The 19,179-nt window shown below is 66.0% G+C and carries 15 protein-coding genes; 3 read left to right on the plus strand and 12 right to left on the minus strand.

All coding sequences use genetic code 11. The features are described from left to right. Window positions 1-189: 189 nt before the first annotated feature. The 12 genes from gyrA to dnaA form a co-directional block, all read right to left on the minus strand. Window positions 190-2,694, minus strand: coding sequence for a DNA gyrase subunit A (gene gyrA, locus ACLQ3J_RS11650; RefSeq protein ID WP_169620892.1), 2,505 nt, complete (start codon window positions 2,692-2,694; stop codon window positions 190-192). Between the two features lie 178 nt (window positions 2,695-2,872). Beyond that, a complete protein-coding gene (locus tag ACLQ3J_RS11655) occupies window positions 2,873-3,649 on the minus strand; it encodes an MHYT domain-containing protein (RefSeq protein WP_296551331.1) in 777 nt (258 codons plus the stop codon). Between the two features lie 24 nt (window positions 3,650-3,673). Then, entirely contained in the window at window positions 3,674-4,441 is a 768-nt protein-coding gene (locus ACLQ3J_RS11660; protein WP_425903293.1) for an MHYT domain-containing protein, read from the minus strand. 26 nt (window positions 4,442-4,467) lie between these two features. Then, window positions 4,468-5,022, minus strand: coding sequence for a GTP-binding protein (locus ACLQ3J_RS11665; protein WP_169621077.1), 555 nt, complete (start codon window positions 5,020-5,022; stop codon window positions 4,468-4,470). Between the two features lie 13 nt (window positions 5,023-5,035). After that, window positions 5,036-5,410: a DUF742 domain-containing protein gene (locus tag ACLQ3J_RS11670; protein WP_072701132.1), complete on the minus strand. Its 375-nt coding sequence runs from the start codon at window positions 5,408-5,410 to the stop codon at window positions 5,036-5,038. Between the two features lie 13 nt (window positions 5,411-5,423). Continuing rightward, the gene (locus ACLQ3J_RS11675) at window positions 5,424-5,840 is read right to left on the minus strand and encodes a roadblock/LC7 domain-containing protein (RefSeq protein ID WP_072701130.1); all 417 of its coding nucleotides are present in this window, start codon (window positions 5,838-5,840) and stop codon (window positions 5,424-5,426) included. Then, window positions 5,837-9,856: an ATP-binding protein gene (locus ACLQ3J_RS11680; RefSeq protein ID WP_425903294.1), complete on the minus strand. Its 4,020-nt coding sequence runs from the start codon at window positions 9,854-9,856 to the stop codon at window positions 5,837-5,839. Before ACLQ3J_RS11680 ends, ACLQ3J_RS11675 begins: the two co-directional genes overlap by 4 nt. A gap of 366 nt (window positions 9,857-10,222) precedes the next feature. Continuing rightward, the gene (gene gyrB / locus ACLQ3J_RS11685) at window positions 10,223-12,259 is read right to left on the minus strand and encodes a DNA topoisomerase (ATP-hydrolyzing) subunit B (protein ID WP_169621078.1); all 2,037 of its coding nucleotides are present in this window, start codon (window positions 12,257-12,259) and stop codon (window positions 10,223-10,225) included. Between the two features lie 213 nt (window positions 12,260-12,472). After that, window positions 12,473-13,030: a DUF721 family protein gene (locus ACLQ3J_RS11690; RefSeq protein ID WP_169620896.1), complete on the minus strand. Its 558-nt coding sequence runs from the start codon at window positions 13,028-13,030 to the stop codon at window positions 12,473-12,475. Next, window positions 13,023-14,258 (minus strand): DNA replication/repair protein RecF, encoded by a 1,236-nt coding sequence (recF, locus tag ACLQ3J_RS11695; protein ID WP_425903297.1) that lies wholly within the window; start codon window positions 14,256-14,258, stop codon window positions 13,023-13,025. The genes ACLQ3J_RS11690 and recF overlap by 8 nt, the downstream gene beginning before the upstream one ends. 25 nt (window positions 14,259-14,283) lie before the next feature. After that, window positions 14,284-15,468, minus strand: coding sequence for a DNA polymerase III subunit beta (dnaN, locus tag ACLQ3J_RS11700; protein WP_425903298.1), 1,185 nt, complete (start codon window positions 15,466-15,468; stop codon window positions 14,284-14,286). Between the two features lie 508 nt (window positions 15,469-15,976). Next, window positions 15,977-17,659 carry a chromosomal replication initiator protein DnaA gene (gene dnaA / locus ACLQ3J_RS11705; protein WP_169652310.1) on the minus strand — a complete coding sequence of 561 codons (1,683 nt, stop codon included), beginning with the start codon at window positions 17,657-17,659 and terminating at the stop codon, window positions 15,977-15,979. Between the two features lie 578 nt (window positions 17,660-18,237). On the opposite strand from dnaA, the gene rpmH reads away from it, so the two are divergent. Genes rpmH through yidD form a run of 3 tightly spaced genes read left to right on the plus strand, consistent with a single transcriptional unit; the run spans window position 18,238 to window position 19,126 of the window. Then, entirely contained in the window at window positions 18,238-18,381 is a 144-nt protein-coding gene (rpmH, locus tag ACLQ3J_RS11710) for a 50S ribosomal protein L34 (RefSeq protein WP_169620900.1), read from the plus strand. Window positions 18,382-18,401: 20 nt separating this feature from the next. After that, window positions 18,402-18,845, plus strand: coding sequence for a ribonuclease P protein component (gene rnpA / locus ACLQ3J_RS11715; RefSeq protein ID WP_425903300.1), 444 nt, complete (start codon window positions 18,402-18,404; stop codon window positions 18,843-18,845). Further along, window positions 18,842-19,126: a membrane protein insertion efficiency factor YidD gene (gene yidD / locus ACLQ3J_RS11720; RefSeq protein ID WP_425903301.1), complete on the plus strand. Its 285-nt coding sequence runs from the start codon at window positions 18,842-18,844 to the stop codon at window positions 19,124-19,126. The genes rnpA and yidD overlap by 4 nt, the downstream gene beginning before the upstream one ends. Window positions 19,127-19,179 lie beyond the last annotated feature (53 nt).

Genomic DNA, 19,179 nt, shown 5'->3' on the forward strand with positions numbered 1-19,179 from the left:
GGGCGACCGTTCCTGCTGCGGAGCCCGGTCCTGCGGTGCCCGGTCCTGCGAGGATGCCCCCTGCGGAGCCGGCCCCTGTGAAGGCGCCGCACCGGATGAAGCGGACGACACCTCCTGCCCATTGCGATCCTCGGGTTTCCGGCCGGGTTGCCCCTGGCCGTTTCCGTTGGGTCCCTGGGGAGTGCTCACTTACGACTCCTTAGCTCCGGATACGTCTGCGTCGTCCAGCTCGTCGGCATTGCGGGCGATCGCCAACAGCGTGTCGCCCTCGGCGAGGTTCATCAGGCGCACACCCTTGGTCTGCCGACCAGCCTTGCGCACCTGCTTGGCGACAGTACGGATGACACCACCGTTCGAGGTGATCGCGTACAGCTCGTCATCGTCCTCGACGATCCGAGCACCGACCAGGGTGCCACGCCGGCGGTCGTACTGGATGGTCAAGACACCCTTGCCGCCGCGGCCCTGAACCGGGTAATCCTCCATCGGAGTCCGCTTCGCGTATCCACCGGAGGTCGCGACCAGCAGGTAGGTGCCTTCCTTGACGACGTTGAGCGACAGCAGGCTGTCCTCACCGTTGAACCGCATGCCCTGGACGCCGGAGGTTGCGCGTCCCATCGGCCGCAGCGCTTCGTCGGTCGCGGAGAACCGGATGGACTGTCCCAGCTTCGAGACGAGCAGCAGGTCGTCGTCGGCGGAGCACAGAACCGCGCCCACCATTTCGTCGTCCCCGCGCAGGTTGATCGCCACGATGCCGCCGCTGCGGTTGGAGTCGAAGTCCGACAGCCGCGACTTCTTCACCAGGCCGTTGCGCGTCGCGAGCACCAGGTACGGCGCGTCCTCGTAGCTCTGCAGGCGGATGACGCCCTGGATCCGCTCGTCGGGCTGGAAGGCCAGCAGGTTCGCGACGTGCTGACCGCGTGCGGTGCGGTTCGCCTCCGGCAGTTCGTATGCCTTCGCCCGGTAGACGCGGCCCTTCGTCGTGAAGAACAGCAGCCAGTCGTGCGTGGAGGTCACGAAGAAGTGCTTGACGATGTCGTCCTGCTTGAGCTCAGCGCCCTTGACACCCTTGCCGCCGCGCTTCTGCGACCGGTACAGATCGGTGCGGGTGCGCTTGGCGTAGCCCGTCTCGGTGATCGTGACGACCACGTCTTCGCGAGCGATGAGGTCCTCGTCGGTGACGTCACCGTCGGCGGCGACGATGCGTGTCCGGCGATCGTCGCCGTACTTCTCGGCGATCTCCTTCAGCTCGTCGCGGACGATGGCGCGCTGCCGCTCGGGCTTCTCGAGAATGTCCTTGTAATCGTCGATCTCCCGCTCGATCTCTGCGAGGTCGTCGATGATCTTCTGACGTTCCAGAGCGGCGAGGCGTCGCAACTGCATCGCGAGGATCGCATCGGCCTGGATCTCGTCGACCTGGAGCAGGTCGATGAGGCCGCCACGCGCGATATCGACGGTCTGAGACCTGCGGATGAGTGCGATGACGTCGTCGAGCGCGTCGAGTGCCTTGACGAGGCCGCGCAGGATGTGGGCCCGTTCCTCGGCCTTGCGCAGCAGGTACCGCGTACGCCGGACGATGACCTCGACCTGGTGCACGACGTACAGCCGGATCATCTGGTCCAGGCGCAGTGTGCGCGGCACACCGTCGACGATCGACAGCATGTTGCAGCCGAAGCTCGTCTGGAGCTGGGTGTGCTTGTACAGGTTGTTGAGAACGACCTTGGCGACCGCGTCACGACGGACGGTCACGACGATGCGCATGCCCACACGATCCGACGACTCGTCGTGGATGTCGGAGATGCCCGCGATCTTGCCGTCGCGAACCTGTTCGGCGATCGAGGTGATGAGGTTGTCCGGGTTGACCATGTACGGCAACTCGGTGATCACGATGGTGGTGCGGCCCTTGGCGTCGTCTTCGATCTCCACGACACCGCGCATCTTCACCGAGCCGCGGCCCGTGGTGTACGCGTCGTGGATGCCCTGGGATCCGGTGATCAAGGCTGCGGTCGGGAAGTCGGGTCCCTTGATCCGCTCCATGACTGCGGCGAGGGTCGTTTCCTCGTCGGCTTCGTAGTTCTCGAGTGCCCAGTAGATCGCCTCGGCGACCTCTCGGAGATTGTGCGGGGGGATGTTGGTCGCCATGCCCACCGCGATGCCACCCGAACCGTTGATCAACAGGTTGGGGATACGGCTGGGGAGAACTGTCGGTTCCTGGGTCCGGCCGTCGTAGTTCGGCTGGAAATCGACCGTGTCGTGGTCGATGTCGCGCAGCATCTCCATCGCGAGCGGGGTGAGCCGGCACTCGGTGTACCGCATGGCGGCCGCACCGTCGTTGCCGCGGGAACCGAAGTTGCCCTGTCCGTCGACGAGCGGGTACCGCAAAGCCCACGGCTGCGCCAGGCGCACCAGGGTGTCGTAGATCGAAGAGTCGCCGTGCGGGTGGTAGTTGCCCATCGTCTCGGCAACGGCACGCGCCGACTTCACATAGCCGCGGTCCGGCCTGAACCCGTTGTCGAACATCGCGTACAGCACGCGACGGTGGACGGGCTTGAGTCCGTCACGCACGTCGGGCAGAGCACGCCCCACGATCACGCTCATCGCGTAATCGATGTAGCTGTTCTGCATCTCCAGCTGGATGTCGACGGGCTCGATGCGGTCGTGCCCCGGCCCCTCCGGAGGCAACGTGGTGTCGGTCATGAGCTCCTTCTTCTACTCGGCTCGAACGTCCGCCCGCGGTCTTCCGCCCGGCAGACGTCTCGCAACCACACGAGTCTATAGGTGCAGGTCACCCCACGCCGCGAAGGACAGGCACTTTCCGCTCACGTCTCCGCAAGGGAGAGGTAGATCACACACGAAAGCGCCGTCCTGCACCACGTCATGTCCCACTTCCCGCGTCGGTCCGGAGATCGATCAGGTCCTCGTGCCGGTCCTTCTCGTCCTCCGGTGCGAGCACCAGTGCGGTGATCGGCACAGCCAGCACGATGATGCCGAGAATGAACGCGGGGAACAGAAACGACAGGACGCTCATGCCGCTCGGTTCCGGGGCTCCGGGGTCGACGACCACGTGCACCCCCGCCATTCCGGTGTAGTGCAGCGCGACCACGGCCGAGGCCATGACGAACGCGGCCATCAGACGGATGTGGACCCTTTCGGCGCTCCGCGCGAGAGCAAGCGCAAGCGTCGACGCGACCACACCGATGCCCACCGACAGGAGAACGAACCTCGCATCGTGGTCGATGGTGCCCTGGACCCTCATCGCGGTCATCCCGATGTAATGCATGAGGGTCACCGCGAGACCCATCACCAGGCCGCCGATTCCCGGACGGACCCCGCGCGGAAGCCGCTCGAGCACCGCGGAGCGGACAGTCACGATCCAGATCCCGAGCATGGTGGTCGCCACCGCCGCCAGCACCGAGAGCACCGTGGGTCCGAGGTGGTAGCGAATCACGGTTCCCGGCACGGAGAACCCCATCATGCCGATGAAGTGCATGAGCCAGATCCCCACGCCGCCGATGGCGAGGGACGCCATGGGCAACCACCAGTTGCCCCCGTTGCGTCCCGAGTCCTCGTGCGACCTGCGAATGCAGGACAGCCCGGTGTAGGACCCGGCTACAGCGGTCGCGTAGGCCAGCACGAATACCCACGGCCCCATCGAGAAATGGTGCACGCCGGACTGTTACCGCGTGGGGGTCCGGAACGTCTCCGCGTTCCACTCGTCGGCTTCACGCTCGAGTTGCGCCGCGACGCGGTCCGGGGCGAGCAGCACCGCGACAATCGGAACGACCAGCATGAGCAGTCCGGCGACGAACAACGGGAACAGAATCGCGAACACCTCGATGCCGGCGGGTGCCGGCACCGTCGCGTCGGGAGTCACCCGGATGGACGCTGCAGCGAGAAAGTGCACGACGACCACTGCGGCGCCGCCGAGAACCCCACCGACCAGCCGCTTGGGCCATGTGTCCGCGTGCTGCACCAGCCACATCAGACCCGCGGCCGTCACGAACGCGACGAGCACGCCGGCGCCGACGAAGATGAGGTTGAAAGAGACCTCGCCTTGGGTCCGGACCGACCACATGATCACGTAGGGCACAGCGGCGAGTCCGGCGCCGAGTACGAGAGCAGCCGGCTCCGTCCTCGACGAGGAACCATCCGACGGCGACGCGATCAGCAGAGCCATGAACACCGTCACCAGCGCGAGCAACATCGAGAACACGATGGTGACCAGGTCGTACCGGACAACGCTGTTCTCCACCGCGAACCCGGCCATCGGCAGGAACTGTGCGAGCCACACACCGACTCCACCGAGGACGAGGCATGCGACCACCAGCCAGAATCGGCGAACGCGGTCGCTGCCCGCGGTACGAACCTTCCGGACGCTGGTGACCCCGACGAACACCCCGATCGCCGAGGTGAGGTACGCCAGCAAGATCACCCATGGACCCATGGTGAAAAGCTGGAGTCCCTCAACCACTAGGGGGCCACCGGCTGGTGGAGCTTCCGCAGCGCGTATTCGGTGACGGTCACCAATGCCTGCTTCGCCGATTCACGGGAACGAGCGTCGATCGACACGATCGGGACATCGGGTGAGATCGCCATGGCCTGGCGGATGTCCTCGAGCGGGTAGCGCGGCGCGTCGTCGAACTCGTTGATCGCGACGATGAACGGAAGGTTCCGCGCCTCGAAGAAGTCCACGGCCGCGAAACTCTCGTCGAGCCGACGCGTGTCGATCAGCACGATCGCACCGATCGCGCCTCGGATGAGGTCGTCCCACATGAACCAGAATCGGTGCTGGCCCGGAGTACCGAACAGGTACAGCACGAGGTCCTCGGCCAGACTGATACGGCCGAAGTCCATCGCCACCGTCGTCGTCGCCTTCTGTGGCGTCGCGGTGAGATTGTCGACCCCGTCGCTGGCGTTCGTCACGAGCGCTTCGGTGCGGAGGGGGACGATTTCGGACACCGCCCCGACCAGCGTGGTCTTTCCGACACCGAAGCCACCCGCGATCACGATCTTGGTCGAGGTCACGCGCTTGGTGGCGCTAGAGTTCGCGAAGTCCACTGAGGACCCTTTCAATCAGCTCACGACGCTCCGCGTCGCTCGAATCGTCTTTCAGCGTGGCCAGGATCTGTACGTGTCCGGCTTCGACAAGATCGGCAACGAGGACGCGTGCCACTCCCAGCGGCACGCCCACCCTCGCCGCGATCTCGGCAACCGAGGGCGACTCCTTGCACAACTCCAAGATCGTGGCGTTGATGTTGTCCAAGTCACGGGCCCGAGGGTCCGTGCCCGGGATCGCCTGGATCAGTGCTTCCAACGCCAGTTCGACCGCAGGACTCGTACGTCCCGAAGTCAGCGAGTAGGGCCGTACCAGGCTGGGCTGATCCGGCACCGACTCAGGCTTGCGCGATTCCATGGCCACCTCGACGTCAGGACCCCTGGCCGACCCGCGGGGTTGCCTCGACCGAGGCACCCACCCGGTCCACCAAGAGCGCCATCTCGTAGCCGACCTGTCCGATATCGCACTCCGACGCGGTCAAAGCCGCGAGGTGCGAACCGTCACCGACACTCATGAGCAGCAGGTAACCGTGCTGCATCTCGACGACCGACTGGAGAACTCCGCCGCCGTCGAACAACTGCGAGACACCGTTGGACAGGCTCGCGAGGCCGGAGGTGACGGCAGCGAGCTGCTCGGCACGGTCGACCGGAAGGTGGGCGCTGGCAGCCATCAGCAGGCCGTCGGCGGACACGAGTACGGCATGCGAGACACCTGGAACTTCGCGCGCAAAGTTGGAAACCAACCAGTCCAGTGGACGGGCCACGTCGGATCCATGATCAATGTTCATCGAACTCCCTGTTCATTGTTCTCGCGATTGCTGGTATTCGCCGAGGTGCGACCGTTACGGACGCCCTGCTGGTGGCGACTCAGGTTCGCCCGAATGGCTTCCGGGTCCCGGCGTCGGATCGTCTTGGGCAGCTCCCCGGTGGCGGGAGCCCTCACCGCACCCGGAACGAGGCGGTGACCCGGCTCGCGCCTCGGAAGGCCGGCCGTCGTGTGTTCTTCCACCGATACTTCTGCTGCTCGCTGTGCTGCTTCCCATCCTGCGTCGGCAGCCGAACGCCATTCCTTCCTCCGGCGGTCCTCCGGAAGACTGGTCGGATCGACAAGCCAATCCGACATCATGTTGGAGAAGATCGGCGTGTGCGGTGCGGGCTGCGGTCGGAGCCCGACCGAATCCGGCCTGGGCTGGAAGAACGACGCCGTCTTCGCGGAGTTCGTCCGGTAGCGATGGCGAGCGGCGTTCTGCGCGTCGCTCTGCGGCGCCACCGATCCGCCGTCGGCAATACTCGCCGACGGGATTGGCGTCGGACCCGCCAGTGCGGCAGCCGAGGGTTCCTGCGCGGTGGCAGGACGCGGCGGAAGACCGGGGGTCGCCCCGGGCCGGCGACGCGGAAGTCCTCCGGCCGGTGCGCTGTCCGGGCGAGGTTGCGGCCCACCGGCAATGCCGGGCGTAGCACCCGGACGACGCTGCGGCAGCCCGTTCGGAGCCTCGTGTTGCGGCTGCTGCTGCGACGGCCGGAGATTCTGCGAATGCTGCACCTGCGAATGCTGTGCCTGCGAATGCTGGGGAGCACGCTCAGGAGTCGTCTGCTGCTGCGGCGACGGGGCTGCGCCGCGTCCCTGCAGTCCGGGTGTAGCACCGGGCTGACGCTGCGGGAGCCCCGACGGACGGGTTCCCTGCTGCGCATCCGGACGCTGCTCCTGCGGGGCAGGTCCCGAACGGACCGGAAGGCCGGGAGTATTACCCGGTTGACGCTGCGGGAGGCTCGAAGCTTCTTGTTCCCGAACAGGTTCCGGCTGCTGCCGATGTGTGGACGGCTCGGCCGCCGCGTGGCTGCCGGTCCGTTCGGCCGGACGCTCGTCCCGTGCCATCCGACGATCGCGCTCGTCCTGCTGAGGACGATCCTGACGAGATTCCTGTCCGGCCTGCGCCTCCCGCTCCTGACGACGAGCGTGTTCGTCCTGCCACACGCGGTCCTGAGCGGGACGGTTCTGACCGTGCTGGCCGCGGGGAGGAAGCGCCGAGACGAATGCTGCCGCGGCGTCGGGCTGGATCCTGCGCGGAGCCTGCTGCGGCTGCGGCAGACCGGAGGTCGCGCCGGGCTGACGCGTCGGCAGACCGGGAGTCGCGCCGGGCTGACGCGTCGGCAACCCGGGAGTGGCACCCGGCTGACGCGTCGGCAACCCGGGAGTCGTACCCGGCTGACGGGACGGAAGACCCGGTGCCGCTGCGCCGGGGTTGCGGGTAGGCAGACCCGATGCCGCTGCGCCGGGGTTCCGGGTGGGCAGACCCGAGTTCGAACCCGGCTGGTTCGAACCCGGCTGGCGCGGAGGAAGCCCCGGTGCTGCGCCCGGCTGACGCGTCGGCAGACCGGAGCGGTCGCCCTTGCCTTGCTGAGGCCGGCCCGGAACACCTGATTCGCGGAGTGCGGACAATTCGTGCGCACCCGTCGACTCGCGCGGAGCCGCGGCACGAGATGCCGGCGCGAAGCCCGCACGCTCGTCGTCGCGGGAACGCTCGTCACGACCCGGTGCGGAATCACGGCGGGCACCCTGACCCGGATCTCTTCTCTCCGAAGACCGCTCGTCCTGCGCGTAGTACGACCGGTCGGGCGCCTCGATGCGGATCGGCTGCGACGGCGGGTTGGACTCCGCGTCGGAACGGTCGTACGCATCGACACGGAGCGGCTGCGACTGCTGATCGGACTGCGGCTGCGGCCGGGGCTGCGGTTGCTGATCCGACTGCGGCCGCGGCTGCGGCTGCTGCGGCCGGGGCTGGGGCTGCGAGGGCGGCTGAGACTGCGACCGCGCCGGTTCGTATTCCTTCTCGCGGGAAGGCGGCGGCAGCTGGGGAGTCTCCTGCGACGACGGCGAGGACAGTGCCTCGGGTGCAGACTCGGGCTCCGCGTCGATGATTCGCGGTTGCGGACCCGTCTGGGACAAGGCGAGCGGCGAGACGAGCAGCACATCCGGGATGTGAACGCTCGCGGTGATGCCGGGGTTGCGTGCGGTGTCGAAGGTCGGGCGCAACCGCACGGTGAGGCCGTGACGCTCGGCGAGCCGCGACACCACGAACAGACCCATGTGGCGGGCGGTGTCGGGACCGACCGCGCCACCGCTCGTCAGGCGCTCGTTGATGATCTCGAGTTCTTCCGGCGGTATACCGATGCCGCGGTCGGCGATCTCGACGAGCAGTCCACCGTCGACGGCGCGCGCGAAGCTGAACGTGACGGTGCTGTCGGGCGGGGAGGCCCGCAACGAGTTGTCGACCAATTCTGCGAGGAGATGCACGATGTCGGTTGCTACCGCACCGCTGAGCGCACCGTCCGGTGTCGAACCGATCTGGACCCGCTGGTAGTCCTCGACTTCGGACATCGCGGCACGCAGGATGTCGCCGAGCTGTACAGGCGCCGAGTGACCGCGGCGGATGCGCGTGCCGGAGAGGATCAGCAGGTTGTCGCCGTTACGGCGCATACGAGCCGCAAGGTGATCGAGCCGGAAGAGGCTCTCGAGACGGCTGGGGTCCTTCTCCTCGTACTCGAGACGTTCGATGAGTCCGAGCTGCTGCTCGACGAGGGACTTGCTTCGCCGGGCCAGCGTCTCGAACATGTCGTTGATCTGGAGACGGAGGTGGGCCTGCTCTCCCGCGAGACGCAGTGCCTGGCCGTGCATGTCGTCCACCGCGCGCGCCAGCTGACCGATCTCCTCGGTCGTGTGGACGGGAACGCGGGTGAACTCGATGTCCTCGATGCTGTCGCCGACCTTGATGCGGTCGATGGCCTCGGGCAGCTCCTGACGGGCAACCTTGAGGGTCCCGTACCGCAGCCGGCGGATGGGGCCGACGAGAGACCGGGACACGAGCAGCGCGAGGACGAGAGCGGCGAGCAGAGCGGCGAGCACGATCGCGGTGTCGCGCAAGGCCGCTGCACGGGTCTCCGCGGCACGATCCTGAATGGTCGTCGTGATCTGCTGCGCTGCAGCGTCGATGATGCCGCCGTACACGTCGACGCTGTGCAGCAGCGACGCTCGGACGTTGAGGATCGGGAGCGGGCCTTCGCCGGCAGCCGCGACCATGTCGGTGCGTTCCTTGACGCCGGACCGCAGGTCGGCAATCTGCGCGTCGGCCATCGGGTACGACCGGGAAAGAAGTTCGAGCATCGCAAGCTCGCCGCCGGACGCGGACACGAGCGCGGTATCGGGCTGTTCCGGGTTCTCGAGGATCGCGAGCACACCGAGCACCTGTCCGAACAGGTATCGCTGCGAGTACCAGGCGTTGACGAGTTGGTTGCCGTAGTCGAGGATCTCGCGGTCGTCGACACCGTCGAGGACCGCTTCGACGATCCTGTTGAGGTTGTCGCGCACCTCGCTGGTGACGGCGGCGATCTCAGCGATCGCGACGGGCCCGGCCTGCATCTTGGTGTAAAGCGTTTCGGCGCTGGCGATCGTGCGGTCGAGGTCCGAGACGAGCGCCTCGTCGAACTCGGGGCTTGCCGCGATCGTCTTCATCGTGACGAACGTTTCCCCGAGTGTGTCCATCTCCTCGGGCGTGATCGTTCCCGCTGCCGCGCTACCGGTCGCCGTCGCAAACGCCGTCGAGAAGTCGACGATGTCGGGCACGACCGCGACCTGATCGGCCGCGGAGGAGAAGTGCACCGCATTGGACAGTTCGTTCTCGACGCGAAGACCACCCAGGACCATCGCCACTGTCACGGGGACAGCGAGGACGGCGGTGACCTTCGTGCGAAGACCCCACCCCTCGATGTTCCACCACCGCTGCCGGGGCGGCGATTTGTCACTCATGGATTACAGCTCTCCTTCCACCCCGTTCGCGCCAGGCGACGAGCGCCAACCGGCGCACCGCTCGAAACTGAGTGCGTTTTCGATCGATGCAGTCGAACGAGACGTTCCTGGGTGAGGGCACCATAGCGGTACATACAGGGAATACGGAAGGCGCACGCTCGTACGCTCCTGCGAAATGCACCCGACCCCCTGTACGGCTGCCACACATGGCGGTGGCCCAATGGACTGTACTAGCGGGTAGCCAGCCAGCGCGACCAGCGTGTCACTGTCACATGTCACATCATCGGGACCCCTAATGTGATGTCTCTCACAAAAGGGATCCCGATGTGGTCAGATTTCGCTCAGCGCCCGCCGAGCGGCCCCGCGTCAGACGTCGAGGAACCGTACGTCTTTGGCGTTGCGCGTGATGAAGCTTCTGCGTGCCTCCACGTCCTCACCCATGAGGACGCTGAACAGTTCGTCCGCGGCGGCGGCATCGTCGAGCGTCACCTGACGGAGAACGCGAACGGCCGGATCCATGGTGGTCTCCCACAGTTCCTTCGCGTTCATCTCGCCGAGGCCCTTGTAGCGCTGGATACCGTCGTCCTTGTTGATCTTCTTACCGGACTCGAGACCCACCTTGAGCAACGCGTCCCGCTCCCGGTCGGAATACGCGAACTCGGGCTCGCTCCGCTGCCACTTGAGCTTGTACAGCGGCGGTTGCGCCAGATAGACGTGACCGTCTTCGACGAGCGGCCGCATGAACCGGAACAACAGGGTGAGAAGCAATGTCGCGATGTGCTGGCCGTCGACGTCGGCGTCGGCCATCAGCACGATCTTGTGGTACCGCAGCTTCGCGATGTCGAACTCTTCGTGAATGCCCGTGCCGAAAGCCGTGATGATGGACTGGACTTCGGCGTTCTTGAGCACCCGGTCGATGCGGGCCTTCTCGACGTTGATGATCTTTCCGCGCAACGGGAGGATCGCCTGGTACATCGAGTCGCGGCCCGACTTCGCGGAACCGCCGGCCGAGTCGCCCTCCACGATGTAGATCTCGCACTTGCTCGGATCCTTGGAGCGGCAGTCGGCGAGCTTGCCCGGCAGACCACCGATATCTGTAGCGCTCTTGCGCCGCACCAGTTCTCGCGCCTTCCGGGCTGCGAGACGGGCGTGAGCGGACGACACTGCCTTCGTCACGATCGTCTTCGCGTCGGCCGGATTCGCCTCGAACCAGTGCGAGATGTGCTCGTTGCACGCCTTCTGTACGAACGACTTGACCTCGGTGTTGCCGAGCTTCGTCTTGGTCTGTCCTTCGAACTGCGGCTCGGCGACCTTGACGGAGACGATCGCCGCGAGACCCTCACGGATGTCGTCACCCGTCAGGTTGGGATCCTTCTCCTTGAGAAGTTTCTTGTCCTTCGCGTACTTGTTCACCACGGTGGTCAGGGCCGCACGGAAGCCTTCCTCGTGCGTACCACCCTCGTGGGTGTTGATGGTGTTGGCGAAGGTGTGGACGGACTCGGAGTAACCCGAGTTCCACTGCATCGCGACCTCGAGTTCGTGGCCCGTGCCCTTGGCCGTGAAACCCACCACCGAGTTGTGGATCGGCGACTTCGTGCGGTTCAGGTGGCGCACATAGTCTTCGAGACCACCGGGGTAGTGGTAGACGCGAGTCTTGACCTTCTGGACCTCGGGCTTCTTGGCCTCGAGTTCCTGATCCTCGGCGGTCTTCGGCGCGTCCGCGGTCTCGAGGACGACCTCGTCGGTTACTTCCTCGGGAAGCACGCGCTCGTCGGAGAGCGTGATGGTCAGTCCCTTGTTGAGGAACGCCATTTCCTGCAGGCGGCGCGCGACCGTCTCGAAGTTGAAGGTGGTCGTCTCGAAGATGTCCGGGTCCGGCCAGAACCGGACAGTGGTGCCGGTCCGTGTCGACGGCTCACCCTTGACCAGCTCACCGGGCTTGGAATAGGTGTACGTCTGTTCCCAGTGGTACCCGTCGCGATCGATCTCGACCTCGAGTGTGGTCGACAGCGCGTTGACCACGGAGATGCCGACACCGTGCAGACCACCGGACACGGCGTACGCATCCGAGTCGAACTTGCCGCCGGCGTGCAGCTGGGTGAGGACGACCTCGATCGTGGGAACGCCCGACGAGTGCATCCCGACCGGGATACCGCGGCCGTCGTCGACGACCTGCACGCCACCGTTCTCGAGAAGGGTGACCTCGACCTTCGTCGCGTACCCGGCCATCGCCTCGTCGACCGAGTTGTCGACGACTTCCCAGATCAGGTGGTGCAGACCACGCTCTCCGGTGGAACCGATGTACATACCAGGGCGCTTGCGTACCGCCTCGAGTCCTTCGAGGACGGTGATGGACGACGCACCGTAGTCTTTGTTGCTCTTGTTCGACTTCTGGGCAGCCACGGGTGGGTAGCTCTCCTTCTCCGCCTCGGCCCCGCACAACGCGCGCGGCATTCTTCATCCATCCTACGTGCCCGACCCTCGTATGCCGGGGGCGACACAGAATGCGGTTGCTTACCCCGCTGATATCCCCGCAGCGGGCCTCGCGCGCATCAACACACGTAATTTCCTACGTCGGGTTCATTCCGCGCTCGTGATGCTCGCGGGCGACCTGGATCACCCATACGTATCGCGAGGACCACGTCCACGGACATGCCGCTCGCCCTTGCGCCAACTCGGCGCCGTGGGTCCGCTGATGCGCAGTTCCTTCACCACGCCGTGGCCCACGGCCGCGGCGATCTTCGCCAGGATCTGCGATTGCATCATCCGCAACTGGGTTGCCCAGGCCGTCGACTCGGCCGAGATATGCAAGATGCCGTCGCGCAGTGTCGTCGGCTGGGCGTGGCCGGCGATGTCCTCGCCCACCACACGAGCCCAACTGCCGAGGACGGTGCCCTCGGATACGTGCGTCGACCAGCCTCGTTGCTTGGCTACCGCGCCGGTGAGAGCGCCCAGAGGCTGCGGATCCCGGTCGTCTGGTCCGGGGCCGGACCAGCCGCGGCGACGCCGGCGAGGACGCAGGTTCCCGCGCGACGCGCGACCCTGTCCCACTGCCTTGCCGCTGGCCTTGGCCGCTGCTCGAGCTTCCTCGAGCGCGCGCCGTGCGAGGTCGACACCCTTCAGTTCCGGTTCGCCGGACGGCGAACCGTCCTGTGGCCGTGACTCGTCACTCATCGGACCTCCCGACCGATTGTGCGTCTGCCCATTGCACCGATCCCAGCACAGAGATCCGACCGTGGTCGGTGTCTTCCACCTCCACGGGGAACCGCGCGCCGCTCAACTCGTCCGGCACGTCCTCGGGAACAGCCGCGGTGATCAGTACCTGCTCCGCGGTCGCAGCGACCTCCGCGAGCGCAGCGCGGCGACGGCGATCGAGTTCGGCGAAGACGTCGTCGAGCAACAGCACGGGGTCGGTACCGTCCGTACGGAGCAGAGCGAAGGCGCCGAGCCGGAGCGCGAGCGCGAACGACCACGATTCGCCGTGACTCGCGTATCCCTTCGCACCGTGCTCGCCGAGGATCAACTCGAGATCGTCGCGGTGCGGGCCCACCAGGCACACACCGCGTTCGATCTCCTTGTTCCGCGCTTCTGCCAGACGGTGCAGGAACACGGTCTCGAGGAATTCACGGTCGTCCGGTGCGGGAACGCGGGCCGGATCGGAGAACTCGTCGGGCAGTGCATCACCGAGGCTGCTGCGATATCGCAGGCGGGCGGGACGGGATTCGGGCGCGATCGAGCGGTATGCCTCCGACACGTGCGGGGCCAGAGCGTGCAACAACTCGAGCCGGGCCGCAAGCAACTCCGATCCGTGTGCGGCGAGGTGCCCGTCCCAGACATCGAGGGTCGCCAGCGCACTCGTACCGTCGGTCGAGCGCGTGCCCCGGCGCAGCGCGCCTCCGGCTGTCTTGAGCAGCGCCGAACGCTGCCGCAGCACCTTGTCGTAGTCGGCCCGGACGCCGCTCATCCGGGGATAACGGGTGGTGAGAAGTTCGTCGAGGTACCGGCGCCGGTCACCGGGGTCACCGCGGACGAGCGACAGGTCTTCGGGCGCGAACAACACGGTCCTCAGAATCCCCAGAATCTCCCTGGGGCGACGAGCCGGCGACTGGTTGATGCGGGCGCGATTCGGCTTGCCCTCGTTGATCTCGATGTCGATGCCCAGCTCACGACCCGCATTGACGACCTGCGCACCTGTGAATGCACGTGTCGTACCGGCGCGCAGCAGCGGTGTGTCGGACGCGACCCGGTGCGACGACAGGCTCGACAGGTATCCGAGAGCCTCGAGCAAGTTCGTCTTGCCGTGTCCGTTGCGGCCGACGAAGACCGTCGCTCCTGGCGACAGCTCCACGGAGACGGCTTCCCAGGAGCGGAAGTCGCGCAACGAGAAGGTGCGAACGTACACGGACCGTCCAAATCTGGCGCGCCGGTCAGCCCGGCAGGCGCACCGGCATCAGCAGATAGGTGTAATCGCTCTCGGGAGCAGCGAAGGTACCCGAAGCGTCGGGCGACGGTTCTTGCTCGAGTGCGGGCCGGAGCACGGCGGGCCGGCTCGCGGTGGTGAACCCGAACGAGACCTTGTCGGTGTGCAGCGACGTCAAGCCGTCGAGCAGATAACCGGGGTTGAACGCGATGACCAGCGGTTCACCGTAGAACTCGGCGGGATGTGATTCTTCGGCGCGACCCGCATCGTCGCCACCGGCGGACAGGAGCACGCCGCCGTCGGTGAACTCGAGTCGGACCTGAGCGCCACGTTCGGCAACGAGCGCGACACGCTTGATCGCCTCGACGAGCGGAGCGATCTCGACGGTGGCCATCGCTGTGTGCTCGTTCGGCAGCAGCTGGCGGAACTTGGGGAATTCGGCATCGAGGAGCCGCGTGGTGGTGCGGCGGCCGTCGGCGACGATGCCGAGCAGACCTTCGGCGCCCACCGACGAACCGCTACCCAGTGCGAGCTGCACGGGCGAATTCGACGACCCGCCAACGGTTTTCGCAGCCTCCGACAGAGTCTTCGCCGGTACGAGCACTGCGGCCGTGGTGGTGTCCGTGGTCGGCATCCACTCGAGTTTGCGCACCGCGAGGCGGAACCGGTCGGTGGCGGCGAGCACCACGTCGGTGCCGTCGATCTCGACCCGGATGCCGGTGAGCATCGGCAAGGTGTCGTCCCTGCCCGCTGCCACCGCGACCTGGCTGATGGCCTCGGCGAACAGGTCGCCGGCGAGCGAGCCGGTCTGCTGGGGCAGCTCGGGGAGCTGGGGATAATCCTCGACGGGCATCGTCGGGAGCGAGAACTTTGCGCTGCCGCACGTGATGAGTACACGCGTGCCGTCGAGAACCACGTCGACCGGCTTGTTGGGCAGCGAACGGGTGATGTCGGCGAGCAACTTGCCCGACACGAGGGCCTGGCCGGTGGTGATGACTTCGGCCGCCACGTGGACCTGCGCCGAGACCTCGTAGTCGAATCCCGACACGGTCAGGCCCTGCTCTTCGGCTCCGAGGAGGACACCGCCGAGGACGGGCACCGGAGGTCGTGACGGCAGACTCCGGGCAACCCACGCGACAGAGTCGGCGAAGTCCTCGCGAGCAACACGAAACTTCATGCTTCCAAGCTCCATCGCCCGGTGGATCCCTTCGATCGTGGTCTCGACAAGTCGTACGAAGTCTGACACAAGGCCCCGACTCCGCGGGGCGGCGTCGGGGGATGCGGCTCCACGGTATGCCTTCCCTGGCTGGTTGGAAAGCTGGGGCCGGGAGAGGGCACCTCACTCGAGACGCCTGTGGAACAGCTCATCCACACACCTGTTTTTAAATAGTATTTCTCAGAAGAACTCACAGAAGTAGTAATAGGTCCTGTGCAATCTGTGGACCGATCGACGTCTAGGCTGGTGGGGTGCCCTTCTCGAGGCGCCGCACTCGAGGATGAACTCGAGGACTACTCGAGGATGGAATGTGGACTCCTCGAGAGTGTTAGTCCTCTGTCCACCGTCCGTCCACAAAGATCCCATGTTGTACACACCCTTGTCCACAAGTGTGAGTACCCGGACTTTCTCGAGATGCGGGACGGAAACAGGACAGGGAGCGCCCGTGTGGGCACTCCCTGTGGACAGCTTTCTGCGGCGAGGACTACCGCTTGGACCTCTGCTTGATCCGCGCGGTGAGTTCCTGGACCTGGTCGTACACCTTCCGGCGTTCCGTCATCTCTTTGCGAATCTTCTTGTCCGCGTACATAACTGTGGTGTGATCGCGTCCGAACGTCTGCCCGATCTTCGGCAGTGACAGATCCGTCAGTTCTCGGCAGAGATACATGGAGATCTGCCTGGCCTGCGCGAGTGGACGCGCCTTGCCCGGACCGCACAGGTCGTCGATGGACGTACCGAAGTACTCCGCGGTCACCGCCATGATGGTCGCTGCGTTGATCTCGAGAGCCGTCGAATCGGGCATCAGATCACGCAGCACGACCTCCGCCAGCGTCAGATCGAGCGGCTGGCGGTTGAGGGACGCGAAGGCGGTGACGCGGATCAGCGCACCCTCGAGTTCGCGGATGTTGCGTTCGATCCGGCTGGCGATCAGCTCGAGGACGTCATGGGGAACGTTGAGCCCGTCCATGCGCGCCTTCTTGCTGAGGATCGCGATGCGCGTCTCGAGTTCGGGCGGCTGGACATCGGTGATCAGGCCCCACTCGAACCGGGTGCGCAGGCGTTCCTCGAGGGTTGCCAGCTGCTTGGGAGGACGGTCCGACGAGACGACGATCTGCTTGTTCGCGTTGTGGAGCGTGTTGAAGGTGTGGAAGAACTCTTCCTGGATACCTTCCTTGCCCTCGATGAACTGGATGTCGTCGACCAGGAGGATGTCCGTCTCCCGGTACCGCCGCTTGAACGCGACCTTGCGGTCGTCGCGGAGGCTGTTGATGAAATCGTTCGTGAATTCCTCGGTGGAGACGTACTTGACCCGCATACCGGGGAACAACCGCTGGGCGTAGTGACCGGCGGCGTGCAGCAGATGGGTCTTGCCGAGACCGGACGCACCCCAGATGAACAGCGGGTTGTATGCCCGGGCCGGGGCTTCGGCGATCGCGACGGCCGCGGCGTGGGCGAAGCGGTTCGACGCGCCGATCACAAAGGTGTCGAAGGTGTATTTCGCGTTGAGGCTGCTGCTGCCCATGGAGGGCGTCTCGGGAGGTGGCGGCTGCGTGAAGTAGGACGGCCACGATTCGCGGACGGCGGTCAGTGCCTCCCGGTCGTCGTCCACTTCCTCGTGGTCGCCGGGCTCGCCGTCGAGCATGTCGTGGTCGCGGGCTGTGGTGTACCTCCGCCGGAGGTGCCCGATGCCTTCGCCGGGAGCCATGCCGTCGCGGGAGGAGCGACCGTCTCGAGGCGAACCACCGTCTCGAGATCCCGCCGGCTCGCGCCGGGCATCGCGGGCGCGGCTCTCTCCGCTGCGGGTATCCCCGGCGCCCCGGTCCTCGGGAAGGCCCTCGAGGGGCAGAGTGTCGCGGGGTTCCGCGTACGGATCCTCCGCGGGGTCGTCGATGCGTTCGCGCGGCTCGACCCGAACGCCCAGTCCTTCCACGCGATGACCCAGGTAGCGGGTGAGCACCCGGAGAATAGGTTCGCGCAGGTCACGCTCGATGGATTGCTGGGCCAACGTGGACGGGACCGACAGCAGCGCGAAACCCTGGGCCAGCGTGATCGGCTTGACCAGCGCAAGCCACGCCTTCTGGCTCTTGGTCAGCACTCCGTCGTCCGCTGTCAGCTCGGCGACGACGTCCGCCCACACATCGGCAAGCGCGTTCGGCTCGTCGTTCACGTAGCTTCCTCCCACAGGTCGACATGATTTCCACACGATTATCCACAGGTGTGGACAACCGGGGGGGACGACCCGGTGGATGTCTGCAGAAGTGGTGCAACTGTGTGCACAGGTGAAGTGGAAGACCTGATTCGAGGGGCCCGTCGGTGTGCCGACGCTTCGTGATCAGTCTGGCACACGAGATCGGCTCCGCGCGGTGGCGCTGTGCGGCGCGTCAGGAGCGACGGCACGCGACCGGCGGCCGCGCGCATCGTCTATGGACGTGCGGCGAATGGGCAAGACGGCCTATGCGCTGCGGGTTCGCTGACGAAGCCATGCGAGAGAGCGTAACCCACCGTGACGTGGGACACAGGGGTGTTCGGGCCCCGACTTTCGACGGATGTGCACCGCACCCGGGACCGCGCGGGCACAGAGACCGCAGTTTGATTTCGCGTCGGAATCCGCGTAGCCTCGAACAGTCACTCATGCAGAAGTGATAGATCCGTGCTGCACTCATTGCGCACGGGTCGTGCGAAAATCCGTACACGTTAGACCGATGGCGCCTGCCGGCGTCACATATATCTCGAGGAGTGTTGACCGTGGCTAAGGGCAAGCGGACGTTCCAGCCGAACAACCGACGCCGCGCGCGCGTCCACGGCTTCCGTCTCCGGATGCGGACCCGTGCGGGTCGCGCGATCGTGACGGCGCGTCGCCGTAAGGGCCGCGCCGAACTCACCGCCTGATCCCGTAACGGGAGCTCGGGGTGTTACCTGAGCCGTATCGACTGCGGCGCCGCACGGACTTTTCCGATACCGTCCGTCGCGGTCGCCGTCAGGGGCGGCGGGACCTGGTGATTCACGCTCTCGAGCGTGATAGGTCCGAGTTCTTGGTGAGTGTCGACGGTCCCCGTTTCGGGCTCGTCGTGAATAAGGCTGTCGGGCCGGCGGTGATTCGACATCGAGTCGCACGCCGGCTTCGTCATATCTGTGCCGGCCTCGTCGAGCGAGTACCCGAGAACACCGACCTCGTGCTGCGTGCTCTTCCGGGCTCGGCGACCGCGGATTCGCGGGAACTCGACAAGCAGCTCCGGTCGGGTCTGACCAGGCTCGGACTTCTTCTCGACGCATCTCCCACCGGCGAGGAGCAGTCCTGCAGCGTCCCTGCCGAGAGTGCAGGCGTCCACGCCGATGCCGGGAAGCCCGCATGACCGCCCCGAATGCGAGCGGAAACACCATCCGTTCGGCGCCGGCAAGGGCATTGATCTTCTGTATCGAGCTCTACCGCACGTACGTGTCGCCTACCCGGATGCCGACGTGCCGATTCGTTCCCACCTGCAGCGAATACGCGGTCGAAGCGTTGCGCGTGCGAGGGTTCGTGGTCGGCACGGCGCTCACGTTGGTGCGGCTGCTCAAATGTGCTCCCTGGCATCCTGGAGGATGGGATCCGGTACCCGAGCGGAGTCATCGGTCGTCCCACGTGGGTACCTGACCGGAGCGAAGACCTGAGACCGACGCCTCTCCGTGGCGACATGGACGACCCGA

The sequence above is a fragment of the Rhodococcus sp. DT1 genome (assembly GCF_049844875.1).
Classification (GTDB): domain Bacteria; phylum Actinomycetota; class Actinomycetes; order Mycobacteriales; family Mycobacteriaceae; genus Rhodococcus.

Bases quoted from the DNA above. Each gene is read 5' to 3' on its own strand.
- ACLQ3J_RS11675 (WP_072701130.1), bottom strand. From the start codon at position 5,840: ATGAACATTGATCATGGATCCGACGTGGCCCGTCCACTGGACTGGTTG.
- ACLQ3J_RS11670 (WP_072701132.1), bottom strand. From the start codon at position 5,410: ATGGAATCGCGCAAGCCTGAGTCGGTGCCGGATCAGCCCAGCCTGGTA.
- gyrA (WP_169620892.1), bottom strand. From the start codon at position 2,694: ATGACCGACACCACGTTGCCTCCGGAGGGGCCGGGGCACGACCGCATC.
- ACLQ3J_RS11660 (WP_425903293.1), bottom strand. From the start codon at position 4,441: ATGGGTCCATGGGTGATCTTGCTGGCGTACCTCACCTCGGCGATCGGG.
- yidD (WP_425903301.1), top strand. From the start codon at position 18,842: ATGACCGCCCCGAATGCGAGCGGAAACACCATCCGTTCGGCGCCGGCA.
- dnaN (WP_425903298.1), bottom strand. From the start codon at position 15,468: ATGGAGCTTGGAAGCATGAAGTTTCGTGTTGCTCGCGAGGACTTCGCC.
- ACLQ3J_RS11680 (WP_425903294.1), bottom strand. From the start codon at position 9,856: ATGAGTGACAAATCGCCGCCCCGGCAGCGGTGGTGGAACATCGAGGGG.
- ACLQ3J_RS11655 (WP_296551331.1), bottom strand. From the start codon at position 3,649: ATGGGGCCGTGGGTATTCGTGCTGGCCTACGCGACCGCTGTAGCCGGG.
- ACLQ3J_RS11690 (WP_169620896.1), bottom strand. From the start codon at position 13,030: ATGAGTGACGAGTCACGGCCACAGGACGGTTCGCCGTCCGGCGAACCG.